At 44.3% G+C, this 12,011-nt stretch carries 13 protein-coding genes; 10 read left to right on the top strand and 3 right to left on the bottom strand.

The features are described 5' to 3' along the window. Positions 1-161 precede the first annotated feature (161 nt). From UNH61_RS21405 to UNH61_RS21360, 10 genes are all read left to right on the top strand, one after another. Positions 162-728, top strand: a complete 567-nt coding sequence (locus UNH61_RS21405) for an RNA polymerase sigma factor (RefSeq protein ID WP_326994043.1) — start codon at positions 162-164, stop codon at positions 726-728. Then, positions 728-1,285 carry a hypothetical protein gene (locus tag UNH61_RS21400; RefSeq protein ID WP_326994042.1) on the top strand — a complete coding sequence of 186 codons (558 nt, stop codon included), beginning with the start codon at positions 728-730 and terminating at the stop codon, positions 1,283-1,285. Before UNH61_RS21405 ends, UNH61_RS21400 begins: the two co-directional genes overlap by 1 nt. Then, the gene (locus tag UNH61_RS21395; RefSeq protein WP_326994041.1) at positions 1,269-2,351 is read left to right on the top strand and encodes a hypothetical protein; all 1,083 of its coding nucleotides are present in this window, start codon (positions 1,269-1,271) and stop codon (positions 2,349-2,351) included. The genes UNH61_RS21400 and UNH61_RS21395 overlap by 17 nt, the downstream gene beginning before the upstream one ends. A gap of 45 nt (positions 2,352-2,396) precedes the next feature. Next, entirely contained in the window at positions 2,397-3,176 is a 780-nt protein-coding gene (locus UNH61_RS21390; RefSeq protein WP_326994040.1) for a head GIN domain-containing protein, read from the top strand. A 92-nt stretch (positions 3,177-3,268) separates the two neighbouring features. Then, on the top strand, positions 3,269-3,760 hold the full coding sequence (locus UNH61_RS21385; RefSeq protein ID WP_326994039.1) for a YajQ family cyclic di-GMP-binding protein: 492 nt from the start codon (positions 3,269-3,271) through the stop codon (positions 3,758-3,760). A gap of 74 nt (positions 3,761-3,834) precedes the next feature. Further along, complete coding sequence (locus UNH61_RS21380) at positions 3,835-4,086, top strand: type B 50S ribosomal protein L31 (protein ID WP_326994038.1); 252 nt, start codon at positions 3,835-3,837, stop codon at positions 4,084-4,086. A 70-nt stretch (positions 4,087-4,156) separates the two neighbouring features. Next, positions 4,157-5,347, top strand: a complete 1,191-nt coding sequence (locus tag UNH61_RS21375) for a putative sugar nucleotidyl transferase (protein ID WP_326994037.1) — start codon at positions 4,157-4,159, stop codon at positions 5,345-5,347. Beyond that, positions 5,344-6,105 (top strand): triose-phosphate isomerase, encoded by a 762-nt coding sequence (gene tpiA / locus UNH61_RS21370; protein WP_326994036.1) that lies wholly within the window; start codon positions 5,344-5,346, stop codon positions 6,103-6,105. The genes UNH61_RS21375 and tpiA overlap by 4 nt, the downstream gene beginning before the upstream one ends. 130 nt (positions 6,106-6,235) lie before the next feature. Continuing rightward, positions 6,236-6,835, top strand: coding sequence for a 2'-5' RNA ligase family protein (locus UNH61_RS21365; protein ID WP_326994035.1), 600 nt, complete (start codon positions 6,236-6,238; stop codon positions 6,833-6,835). Positions 6,836-7,364: 529 nt separating this feature from the next. Then, complete coding sequence (locus UNH61_RS21360) at positions 7,365-7,652, top strand: acylphosphatase (protein WP_326994034.1); 288 nt, start codon at positions 7,365-7,367, stop codon at positions 7,650-7,652. A 158-nt stretch (positions 7,653-7,810) separates the two neighbouring features. Here the strand turns inward: UNH61_RS21360 and UNH61_RS21355 are convergent, their stop codons facing one another. The 3 genes from UNH61_RS21355 to UNH61_RS21345 form a co-directional block, all read right to left on the bottom strand. Further along, positions 7,811-8,941: a C1 family peptidase gene (locus tag UNH61_RS21355; RefSeq protein WP_339070303.1), complete on the bottom strand. Its 1,131-nt coding sequence runs from the start codon at positions 8,939-8,941 to the stop codon at positions 7,811-7,813. Positions 8,942-9,074: 133 nt separating this feature from the next. Then, positions 9,075-11,522, bottom strand: coding sequence for a M56 family metallopeptidase (locus UNH61_RS21350; RefSeq protein WP_326994032.1), 2,448 nt, complete (start codon positions 11,520-11,522; stop codon positions 9,075-9,077). 10 nt (positions 11,523-11,532) lie between these two features. Next, a complete protein-coding gene (locus UNH61_RS21345) occupies positions 11,533-11,922 on the bottom strand; it encodes a BlaI/MecI/CopY family transcriptional regulator (protein ID WP_326994031.1) in 390 nt (129 codons plus the stop codon). Positions 11,923-12,011: the final 89 nt, after the last annotated feature.

The following is a 12,011-nucleotide window of genomic DNA, read 5'->3' as shown; positions in this document are numbered from 1 at the left end:
TTTGATCTACTTTTGGAAAGTCTGGTTTTTATTAATCTATTCTTATTGCTGTAAATAATTGATAATTAATATTTAATCCTAAGAGTCGTATTTGAGCTGGTATAAATTGGATTTTTTTAGCCAGGAGCATGCAACCTTTTTTACAATTACTGTCTTTATAAATGAAAGCATCAGACACTAACTTGAATCAAACGCAAATAGCAGAGAATGTAGTAGACCGCTGCAAGAAGGGGGATGTTCGTGCATTCCGCGAATTGTACGAAGCCTACGCTGCTGCTATGTACAATATCTGCCTGCGTATGACCGGTAATGTGAGCGATGCGGAAGACACTTTGCAGGAGGCTTTCATTCAGGTACACAGAAATATCAATAAGCTGGAACGTGGTACCAGCCTGAGTGCCTGGATAAAGAGGATAGTGGTAAATCATTGTTTGAATACACTGCGTAAGAAGAAAGTGTATTTTGAAGATGTGGAAGAAGTGGAGGTAGCCACAGAGGAGGGCATTGATGAGGCCCATTTCACCTGGACAGTTACCGCCGTTAAATCAGCTATTCATGATTTACCGCAGGGGTACCGGACGGTATTGAATCTTTACCTGTTTGAAGATTATTCGCACAGGGAGATTGCAGAAATGCTGGGTATCTCGGAGTCGACCGTTAAAACGCAGTACATGCGTGCAAAGGAGAAGGTAAGACAGATTGTAAAACAGCAAAATGTAACTCGTTAATGCCAGACAATTTTGAGAGTTTTATCCGGGAGCACCGGGATGAATTTGAGGAAAGGGGCCCTTCACCGTTGGTATGGGATGCGCTGGAAAAGGAACTTTCGGGCAGGAAGGGCGGAAAAGTGGTACAGCTTTTACGAAAGAACTGGTTCAGGGCAGCTGTAATTGCAGTGTTGATTGTGAATGCCGCAGCGCTGGTCTACTTTGCGCGGCATAAGCAACAGCGGCAACAGGAGCTGGCGGTGCTGGCTCCGGACATACAGGAGGCGGGGGCATACTATACGTCGCGCATCAACGAAAAGATGAAGCTGATAGATGCGTATCCGACGAGTGAGCTTGGGCTCGACAGTATGGCGCTCAGGGAGCTGGAGTTGCGGAACGACACCTATAAGGCGTTGGAGAAAGAGCTGAAAAATAACCCGGGCAATGAAAGGATCCGGGCTGCCATGATACGCTATTACCAGCTGAAGCTGGACCTGCTTAACAAAATTCTGGAAGAGTTACAGGAGAAGCATGTAACTCCTGATCATACAAAAAAACGATATGAAGCTGAAATTTAAGTGCTTGTTATTTCTGCTGTTGCCATTATTGGTAAATGCCCGCAACGGGGGACTTACCTACAAGAAAACGATAGTAAAAGAGTTTACGGTAAGTGACAATGCAAAGCTGAGCATTTCCAATAAGTATGGTAAAATTATATTTCATGCCTGGAATAAGAATGTGATCAAGGCTACGATTACTATCACCGGGTTTGGAAAGAATGATGACCAGGCGGCATCTATTGCCAATATGGTGGATGTGGATGCAGACCAGAGCGGGGGAAATTCAGTGAGTATGCGCACCGCCTACAATCCATCAAAGGGAGGTTCCTGGTTTTCGTGGGGTGGAAAAATGGATTCGAAGGATTATGTAAATATTGATTACGACATCTATATACCACAAAGCCTGCAAAAGTTAATGGTCGCCAACCAGTTCGGAGATGTGATAGCAGACAGGTTTGCTTTCGCTGCGGTCATGGAACTGAACTATTGCACATTTGATATCAGGGAGGCGGCAAACCTTACATTCAAGATCAATTACTGCGACAAAGGCAGGATTGGTAAGGCCGAAAGGGTAGTGGTACAGGGGAATTACTCCAATATCAAGGCGGATCAGATTGAGGCGCTGGAGGTGAAGTCTAATTACAGTTCTTATGCAGTAGATCGGTTGGGGAGTTTAAACATCTCGTCGACTTACGATGATTATAAGATACAGCATGTAGGAGAAGTAAATGGCCGCTGTACCTATTCAGACGTGCGTTTGAATGAATTGACCCAGTCTGTAAATATGACCACCACGTATGGAAGCATGAAGATAGATAAGGTTGGAACAGGTTTTAAACAGGCCGACATACAGATGACCTATTCAGATTTGAAAATGGTTTTCTCGCGCCGTCAGCCATTGTCGATAGAAGCGAACCTGGTTCACGGAGATCTGAAAACGGGCGGGTTGGAGGTGAAGAATGTGGTTTCCAACCGGATGAACGCCAATCTTAATTACCAGGCACAGGCAGGGGGTGGGAGTGAATCATCTCCCTATATAAAAATAAAAGGAGTGAATACTGATGTAAAACTGGACGCTTACTAACCTGTTAAATAACGTCATTCTAAAATCTTAAAACATAATTCCGCTATGAAACGACTTGCTATTTTCCTTGTAATTGCGTTGCCTCTGGTGTTAGCAGCCCGTGTATTGGTTGCCTTTACCGGCAATGGGGCAAAGCATATGGTTAAGGCGCTTTATGCCCTGAATATCGACAATGAGCGGGTACGGGGGAATGGGGTGATGAAAGATGAATCCCGCGATGCCTCATCTCCCTTTACAAATATCGCTACTTCAGGTGCTTACAAGGTAGTTATAGAACAAGGGAATACGCATAGCATCCGGATCAGTGCGGAAGAAAACCTGCTGCCCTATATTACCACAGAAATTTCGGGAAAAGAACTCAGTATCGGCACCAAAAAAGGATATAATGTCCAGCCTACGAAAGATATTACGGTGTATGTTACGCTTGAGAAGGTGAACAGGCTCAGTGCCAGTGGGGCTGGCGGTTTCACCAGCAAGGGTACACTAACCAGCGATCATTTGGAGCTTGGGTTTAGCGGCGCGGCAGATGCCAACCTGGATATCCGTACCCAGGAGCTGAAAGTGGGGTTGTCAGGAGCCAGTAACATTAAACTGAGAGGTAATTCAGAGTCCGCTGAGTATGGCATTTCGGGTACTGCAGACATCTCTGCCCTGGATCTGCCAACCAAAGAAGTGAAGGTAAGTATTTCCGGTACGGGCAACGCAGAAGTGTTTGTTCAGAAAGAACTGAAGGTAGTTATTTCCGGTATGGGTAAAATAAAATATAAAGGCGAGCCCAGCGTGATCCAGTCGATCTCCGGAATGGGCCGGCTTTCCAAGATATAATAACAAGTTAGATTTAGAGTATATGTCGGCAGGTAGTTCTCTACCTGCTTTTTCTTTTTTATATTTGCTGTTCGAATATAAAATTTTTATTTATGCCGTCCTTTGATATTGTTAGTAAAGTAGATTTACAAACCCTGGATAATGCGATTAACACGGTGAAGAAGGAGATTACCAACCGGTTCGATTTCAAAGGTTCACATGTGGAGATCGAATTGGACAAGAAAGAGCTGAAGCTTAATATAGAGGTGGAGAGCGACATGAAGCTGGGGCAGGTATTGGATGTATTGGTTTCCAGGTCGATGAGGCAGGGTTTGGATGCGACCATTTATGATATGAGTAAGGAGCCTTATCAGAGTGGTAAGGTATTTAAGAAAGAAGTGATGGTGCGTAACGGGATTAAGCAGGAAGATGCCAAAAAGATAGTGAAGATGATCAAAGATTCCGGGTTAAAGGTGCAGGCTGCCATTATGGATGATATTGTGCGGGTAACAGGAAAGAAAATAGATGATCTTCAGGATGTTATACAGAAAAGCAAAGAAGCTAATCTGGGTATACCATTACAGTTCATCAATATGAAATCCTGATATTTTTTAGAATAATCTTTGGGTGTTAAAGAAATTATCTTAACTTTGCACCCTGTATTTACAATAACTTTGATATGAAACAGGGAATCCATCCAGAAAGCTACAGATTTGTGATATTTAAAGATATGTCAAACGGGCACAGCTTTTTAAGCCGTTCTACCGCTCCTTCCAAAGAAACTGCAAAGTGGGAAGATGGTAACGAGTATCCGTTGATCAAGTTGGAAATTTCTAATACTTCTCACCCATTCTATACTGGTAAGAACGTATTGGTGGATACTGCAGGACGTATCGACAAATTCAACAAACGTTACGCGAAGAAAGCATAGTTTCTTAGTAGAATATTTTTTAGGGAAATCCCATCGGCGTGTCGATGGGATTTTTTATTTTTAGCTCCTTATGGAGCGTCACTACATTCTTTTCGACCCACCAGTACGTGAATTGTTATACCCTTTTACCTACACCAGACCTATAGCAGCCTGCAGAATAGGTATATTTACTATTCAGGAGAAATGGGAAGCCTGGTTGGGCACGGGAGTCAGTCATTTTACTGTTCCCCATTTGCAGGAAAAGTATCCGCTTTTGCAACACGATCCCAATGCAGTGAACATTCTGATCAGTGGCAATATTCTGCCGGATGCTGCATTATCGGCAGCAATAAAGGAATTGCAGCCGAATGAAGAGTTGTATAAAGATAATTATCTTGTAGCTAAAGCCTTACTGGGTAAGGAAGTGCCGTTATTATCGACAGGCGACCGGAAAAATTATCCGGGTGAAGTGCTGGGAATTTATAAGCCCTGGGATATCTTTGTGCTCAACGATAAAGCAATCAGGGCCGATTTCCGGCTGCTTACGGCGGGGAGAACATCAGGGCCGATATCATCCACCAATCAATTAATCAATCCTGCGGATATATTCCTGGAACCCGGTGCTACTGTGGAATGTAGTGTACTGAATGCCAGTATGGGGCCTATTTACATAGGGAAGAATGCGCAGGTGATGGAAGGGTGTTTAGTAAGAGGGGCGTTGGCTATGGGTGAGGGGGCCGTTTTGAAGATGGGTACGAAGGTATATGGTGCTACCACATTGGGGCCTTTTTGTACAGGAGGTGGGGAAATCAAGAATAGTGTGATGTTTGGGTATTCCAACAAGGGGCATGACGGTTATTTGGGAGATGCGGTGATAGGAGAATGGTGCAATCTGGGAGCAAATACTACCTGTTCCAACCTGAAGAATAATGTATCTATTGTGAAGGTTTGGCTGGAGACGGTGGGAGAAGCGGTAGCGGCGGGCCTTAAATGTGGCGTATTGATGGGAGATCATAGTCGTTGTGGCATCAACACGATGTTAAATACGGGTACAGTGATAGGCGTATCGTGCAATATCATGGGAGGGCAGCTTCCGCCGAAATATGTGCCTTCTTTTACCTGGGGAGCGGAGAAATACCGGTTAGAAGCAGCGCTGCGGGATGCAGGTAACTGGATGGGATTGAAAGGGCGGCAATTTGACGGAAAAGAACGGCGTATACTGGAGGCGGTATATGAACAGACAAATCAGAAAAACCATAAAACTAATATCACAACAGTATGAGAAAAAAAATTGTTGCAGGTAACTGGAAGATGAACCTTACGCTGGCACAGGGTGAGCAGTTGATCAATGATATCCTGCAGGCCGGCCTGAAGTTGAAAGAGGACCAGGAAGTTGTTGTAGCGACACCGTTTCCTTATCTGCAAAGAGCCAAATCCCTGCTGAAAAACTATCCGGGTTTTTATGTGGCAGCACAGAATTGCTATAGTGAAAAATCCGGTGCATATACCGGCGAAGTATCAGCAGAGATGCTGAAGTCGATAGGCGTGGATTATGTGATCCTGGGGCATTCTGAAAGAAGGGAATATTTCCAGGAGAGCAATGCAATGCTGGCAAAGAAGATAGACCAGGCACTGGCTAATGGTTTGAAACCGATTTTCTGTTGTGGAGAGCCGCTGGAGATCAGACAAAGTGAAACACAAAATGCTTTTGTGGCAAAGCAGCTGGAGGAAAGTCTGTATCATTTAACAGTGGATCAACTGAAAGATATAGTGATTGCTTATGAGCCGATCTGGGCGATTGGTACAGGGCTTACAGCAAGTGCTGCACAGGCACAGGATATGCATGCTTTCATTCGTTCTCAGATTGCTAATAAATTTGGCCGTGAGGCGGCGTTACACACCACTATTTTATATGGAGGTAGTGCTAAGCCTGGTAACGCAGCTGAGTTGTTTGCAGGCCCGGATGTAGACGGAGGCTTGATTGGCGGTGCGTCGCTGGTGGCGGCAGATTTCGTGGCAATTGTTGAGAAATTAGCATAAGTAATTGAAAAATACGTAGTTGTGTAAACTGCGTATTTTTTTAGTAATTAATACTAAAAAAATTAGTATTTCTGAAAAAAGTTCGTATATTCGTATTGTCATTCTAACAGGAAGAATTAAAATATCGGTTATGAATACGAATTATGAAATTTCGGAAGAGGTATTTGATTATATGTTGGTGGTGAACCCGGATGCTGTTGTTTCAAATGAGGTAACCCGTCTTCGTCAGTTTGTGGCGGCGTCTTTAGAGGACGTGGCTATGTCCGGGGTGCCAGTACATATCGCTTTATTCAGATCAGCATTTCCGTCCCGTTTCCAGGGGGATTTTATTCATATGTTGGAGGAAGTGGCCCGCAAGCAGGCAGGCTTTGCGGTGTACACAGCCAAAATGGAGTCTTTCAGGCATGCGGAAGGTCATAACAGTATCTTCATCAATGTTGCTAATCCCAGGCCGTTAGTTGAATTGCACCGGAATATTCTGCAGGCATTTGAATTAAAGCCGCAGTCATTCAAGCCACATATTATGTTGGCGAGGGGTGTCCAGGATGCACAGGTAAATGAGCTGATGCCGATACTTAATCAGCAGCTTTTCGTTCGCAGTTTCAATTGTCATTGTTTTAGTTTACTTAGAAGGCCTGGTGCCGGAGGTAAATATGAGCATGTGAAAGATTTTGTGTTCGGAGATATTGAGCATCTTGCTGGTTCTTTATTCAATTATGCTGCAGCATAAATAATATAGCTGGTAACTTTATAACGTATCGGGTTTGTATGAACCATTCCCTGGCAGTGAAGCTCAATGTGGCTGGGCCGGTATTGATACGTGTTGTGTTATATCAGCAAATGATTATCTGGTGCAGGATTGCCGGAATGGTAGATTTGTAGCGCTGCCGGAAATGGGACGGACATTGTATTTGTTATCCCTATATTCAGTTTTCATCAGCGTTTGTTTCCCTCAGGTTAGCCATCCTTTCATACCATTGCCATTGCAATGTAAGATAGTTGTTACGACTATGTTAAAATGTAGTGGCCATTGGACCCCGGTAGCACCCATTTTACGGTAGCTGCATATCTGCCTATCCGGTTAATCCTGGCTCAGATAATTGATATTGTTTGTAATTTATTTTATCCCTGATCTTTCTCTGAATCAATTGGTAGTTGGTTAATAGTGTGGTGGTTGTTTGTATCTTTGCGAAAATTTGGAGTGCGGTTGTCCGTCTGTTTGTATCGGATTGGATAGCACTAGGTTAATCGTTTTATATATGACAGCCAGAACAATTGTTCACAGAGAAATTATTGTAAAAGGGAGAGTACAGGGTGTTGGATTTCGGGCAAATGCCAAGCGTGTAGCTGATTCAATGCATGTACAGGGACAAGTAAAAAATCTGCTGGATGGCAGTGTTTGGATAGTGGCAGAAGCTACGGAGCAGAAAATGGAGGATTTCATCGCATGGTGCAAATCCGGCCCTGCTACGGCTTCTGTAAAAGAGGTGATCGTAACCAACGGTGAGGTGCAGCATCTCGAAGGGTTTACTATCCTTTATTCATAAATCCGCTGGTCCGGCGACTGGTGTTCAGTTTCCTATGTCAATCGATCGTAGTTAAAAATTTACCCCGTGACCGGTTGACAATAAGTGCAAAGAAAGTTTTACGATGTAGTACCTGTACGTTCGTGAAAATTTCTTTGCACTTTTGTCATAACGGCTCCTTAGTTAAGGGTGGAGTATTTTTTAAGGAAGTTTTTGTCCAATGCGGCTTTAGGCACCACTATCGTAATAGTGTTCACCGCAAAATAAGCTTCAGATACATTGATATATCCTCCAAAAGGCCCGGCATTTGCTCCCCAGGAATTTTTTACTACAAAAAATGTTTTCCCTTTAGGCGTTTTTTCTATCCCGGTAATATGCATCAGGTGATCATCCTGCGTGACCAGTTCTTCGTATAGTTTCTGGCGTGAGTCCTGGGTATATGAGGGTTCCTTCATATCAGGGTCGATGCTGTCTTTTTTCAAAGAGATCTCCTGAGAAGTCAGCAGCGCGAAGCCTTTGCTGTTAACAAAGCCCTTATTGCTTACATCTGCATCCCATAATACGGTATATCCTTTTTTGAGTGTTGTTTCTGTAATATCGGTTAGCTCTTTGAGCGGAACATTGTAGTAAGCTCCATTAGAGAAGTTATCCGGTACTTCTATAATAAATGATTTATAGAAGGGATGATGCGTAAAGGAAGTCAGAAAAACATAGTCATCCGCGTTGAATTTCACCACCTCCTTTGCAAAACTTTGCGGCGTATAGGTTTTACCGTTATACTCAAATGTAGCCGGAGGGTGGCCGATATAATCGTCCATGATACTTGTAAACTGGCTTACCCAGTTATCGGGTACCGGAGAGACTTTAATGATACTGTCCAGGTATTTTTTCAGTGTTACTACCATTTCAGCATGATTGTGTACAGTGTTACTACCTTTCAGGCCACTGTAAACGCTTTCCGGTTCGATGCCATAAGTGGCAATGGCGCGTATCACATCATGGCCAAGACCGCCTTCATCAAAGCGGGCGAAACCCTGACGCAGCACGTAGTTTTTGGCTTTCTCGATGTAAATGTTGCGGGCAGTGAACATTTCGGACAAATCCAGCGCTGGTAGTCCTTTGCGCAGGCATTCCGATTCTATCATAGATGTAGAAGAGAAGTCCCAGCAGGTGCCGGTCATACCCTGATTTTTAACGGGGGTAGCGGCGTTGATCTTCCCCTGAACCATGTTATTGATTGTCATGCTTTTTTCCTGTGCATTGGCAGCAGAAAAGGCAAACAGGATTAATACAATAGTCAGATGTTTCATATAAGTTGTTAGTTAAAGACAACTCTAAGGTAAGGATAAAGGAATTATGAAATAGCGCAGCAGCCTTAGTGAATGATAACAGCATATCTGTTATCTGCTAAGGCTGCTGCGCTATTTTATGATTCGTGATTCTTTAATTCTGGGTATTGATATAAAACGACTTTTCACCACCCTTCAGGGTTATATGTTTGGCCGCCTTCAGGTATTGGCTGTATTTTTCAACGACGTTGTCGGGTTGTTTCTGGCCATTAATGTACAAACCGTTGTCGTTTTTTTCTATGTGATAAGCTTTTTTAGGATCCAGAAGGTTGTCGGCTGCCATTTTATCGATCATTTCACGGTATTGATTGCTGGAAAGTTTAGCTTTTTCTGCTTCCATTTTGGCTTTGTTGGCTTCAGCCATGGTTTTCCGGGTATCATCGAACAGCCTGGAATGGTTGATGGCATCTTCACTGACACTTTGGTTGTTTCGGAGTGCGTCTTCTCTTGATTTACGGGCTTCGTTGCGTACTTTAGACGCATCGGCCAGTAATTCGGCGCGTTTACGGCGCACTTCCTCGAGGTTATCGGCAGCTTGTTCTCTCATGTTATCCGCCTCTGCGCGGTTTTTGGCTACTTCCTCCAGGTATTTCCGTTGGTCCTTTACGTATTTCTGCTGTTGGGCAATATACTTCTGTTGTTCTTTAGTGTATTTCTGCTGATCAGCAAGATAACGCTGCTGTTCTGCGCGGTTTTTTTTCAGCTCCTCAGTACGTCTGCGAAATTCTTCCCGTTTTTCCTGCGGAATAACCGAATTGTTGCGGAACAGAATGTCTTTGTCGAGGTTATCGAAGTTGATGTTTTTAAGTGATTCAACCGCTTCCTGCTGCACTTTCTGAATCTGTTCCCAATTAATGTTTTTCAGGGCTTTCAGGGCAGCTTCCTGTGCTTTTAGACTTTGTTCAGTGACTTCTTTCCAGTTAACATTTTGTGTGGCCGCCTGCACTTCCGCCTGTACTTTCTTCATGTCAACTTCTTTCAGTTGTTTCATGGCCATCTGAACGCTCTTACGGGCTTCCATCACCTGTTTGCGGATCTCATCTTTGTTTTGATTGTACTGGTAATCGAAGTTGTAGTTATAGTTGAAATTAGGCTGTACCTTCTGATCCATATGAACTTTTACATCAGGATTTACGTTGGTACTTGTCTGAATATCCATCTCAACAGGAGCCAGATTTCCATTCAGCGGGGCAACCGGGGCAAGCGGCGCAGCCGGTTTCACTGCAGATACAGGCCCGGGCGGCGGAGGGGGCAGCGCTGGAGATGGAGCCGGTGTGGGCTGAGGATTAGATGGAGGTGCAGAGGGGGCGGGAGGAGGAGGCGGTTCGGGCAATACAGTGTCATACACTGCGGCGTCGAGTTGTTGCCGGAACCTGTTAGTAGACGGGTGGCTGGCATCGGTCGACATATCAGCTGTTGTTGTAATAACACTGTACAGCTTATTGCTGTCGGCAGTACCGGATGGAACGGAGTCGCATTCAGATTGTTCACTGGCCATTGTATCGCAGTTTTTTCCCTTGGCAGGATTCAGCCATGCAATTGAAACAAGGCCGGTAGCAATGATAAGAACAGCTAAGAATTTCTGACTATAATTGAGATGTTTCGTTTTCATTTCCATGATGCGTTTAATGCGGTAAAACAGATGTTGTTTATTGTCTGCAGCCGCCATGGTAAGCCGGTTAGCTGTTAACCTGTATTCTTCCAGTGCAACCAATGCATGTGCGTATTGCAAAGGTTGCACGGTACTGGCGATCACCAGGTCGTCGCAACAATGTTCTCTTTCTATACGGATGGTCCTGGAAATCAGCCATACGAAAGGATTGAAGAAGAGGATCGTTTCAACAATTGATTGGAAGATATTCAACAGATAATCATTACGTTTTACATGTGCCAGTTCGTGCAGCAGTACCGCTTCCAACTGGGCTTCGCTCAGGTTATTTACCATTGCCACAGGCAGCAGGATGAGCGGTTTTAAGAAACCGAGCATCACGGGCACCTGTATATGTTTGGATACCAGCAGTTTTACTTTTCTGGGTATCTGCAGCCGTGCCGCGAGCTTTTGCAGGTGTTTGTCCCACTCCGGGCCCATAGGCTCAATCCGGGTAGTACGTATTTTACGCAGCTGCATAAAATCAGTCAGCAATTTAGCGGTCATGACCACCATCCCGAGTATATACAGGGAAACGAGGTAAGGAAAACAACGTTCCAGGTCGGGAACCAGCCATACCAGGGATTCCTGGCTGGGATAAACAGCTGTTTTCTGCACGGGTGGTTGCCACATGATTTGCCCGCTGAAGGATTCACTTGTTGCCCGGACATCCTGGTAACGATCGATCTGTATGTATAACGTAGCCAGAAACCAGGTGAAAATGCCGGTGAGCGATAGCATCGACAAATTATATCTGATGCGGGCGCCCGCCATAGGCCATAATTTCAAAACAATACGTAAACAAGTGTAGATAAAGAATGACTGCCACATGGAATGAAGGATAGCCCATCCCAGTGCACGAACGAAATCGCCCGTAATAGGTAATAAAGTCATGGTAGTGAGTTTACCTGTTTTCCTTTTGTTGTTTTTCTATTGCTGAAAGGTACTGCCGGATCTGTTGCAGCTCTTCATCGGTCGACTGATGATGTCCCAGGGCCTGCATCACCAGTTGAGAAGCAGAGCCTCCAAACACGGTATCTATCATTTTGTCCAGTAACTGTTGCTGTGTTTTTTGCTGAGAAACAGCTGCAGTGTATACATGCGTTTTACTGCTGGTATCGCGATGCAGCAGTGCTTTATCATGCATGATCTGCATCAGCTTAAGTGTAGTGGTATAACCGGCATCTTTGGTTTGAGATAAGATGTCGTGTACCTCACGAACTGTGCTGGGCCCTTTTTCCCAGAGTACACTCAAAATTTCCAGTTCACTTTCTGTAGGCCTGATCTGTTTCAAAGCAAGAATGATTAAAGATGAATATGATAATGGTAATTGTTGTACGAATATCTTCGTAAACGAATGTACGACGGTTTTCGTAAATACCA

Origin of the sequence: Chitinophaga sp. 180180018-3 (assembly GCF_037893185.1) — a bacterium.
GTDB lineage: Bacteria > Bacteroidota > Bacteroidia > Chitinophagales > Chitinophagaceae > Chitinophaga.
This window is presented reverse-complemented; position numbering and strand designations above follow the sequence as displayed.

Bases quoted from the DNA above. Each gene is read 5' to 3' on its own strand.
- UNH61_RS21390 (WP_326994040.1), top strand. From the start codon at position 2,397: ATGAAACGACTTGCTATTTTCCTTGTAATTGCGTTGCCTCTGGTGTTA.
- UNH61_RS21375 (WP_326994037.1), top strand. From the start codon at position 4,157: ATGGAGCGTCACTACATTCTTTTCGACCCACCAGTACGTGAATTGTTA.
- UNH61_RS21380 (WP_326994038.1), top strand. From the start codon at position 3,835: ATGAAACAGGGAATCCATCCAGAAAGCTACAGATTTGTGATATTTAAA.
- tpiA (WP_326994036.1), top strand. From the start codon at position 5,344: ATGAGAAAAAAAATTGTTGCAGGTAACTGGAAGATGAACCTTACGCTG.
- UNH61_RS21365 (WP_326994035.1), top strand. From the start codon at position 6,236: ATGAATACGAATTATGAAATTTCGGAAGAGGTATTTGATTATATGTTG.
- UNH61_RS21360 (WP_326994034.1), top strand. From the start codon at position 7,365: ATGACAGCCAGAACAATTGTTCACAGAGAAATTATTGTAAAAGGGAGA.
- UNH61_RS21395 (WP_326994041.1), top strand. From the start codon at position 1,269: ATGAAGCTGAAATTTAAGTGCTTGTTATTTCTGCTGTTGCCATTATTG.
- UNH61_RS21350 (WP_326994032.1), bottom strand. From the start codon at position 11,522: ATGACTTTATTACCTATTACGGGCGATTTCGTTCGTGCACTGGGATGG.
- UNH61_RS21405 (WP_326994043.1), top strand. From the start codon at position 162: ATGAAAGCATCAGACACTAACTTGAATCAAACGCAAATAGCAGAGAAT.
- UNH61_RS21400 (WP_326994042.1), top strand. From the start codon at position 728: ATGCCAGACAATTTTGAGAGTTTTATCCGGGAGCACCGGGATGAATTT.
- UNH61_RS21385 (WP_326994039.1), top strand. From the start codon at position 3,269: ATGCCGTCCTTTGATATTGTTAGTAAAGTAGATTTACAAACCCTGGAT.
- UNH61_RS21355 (WP_339070303.1), bottom strand. From the start codon at position 8,941: ATGAAACATCTGACTATTGTATTAATCCTGTTTGCCTTTTCTGCTGCC.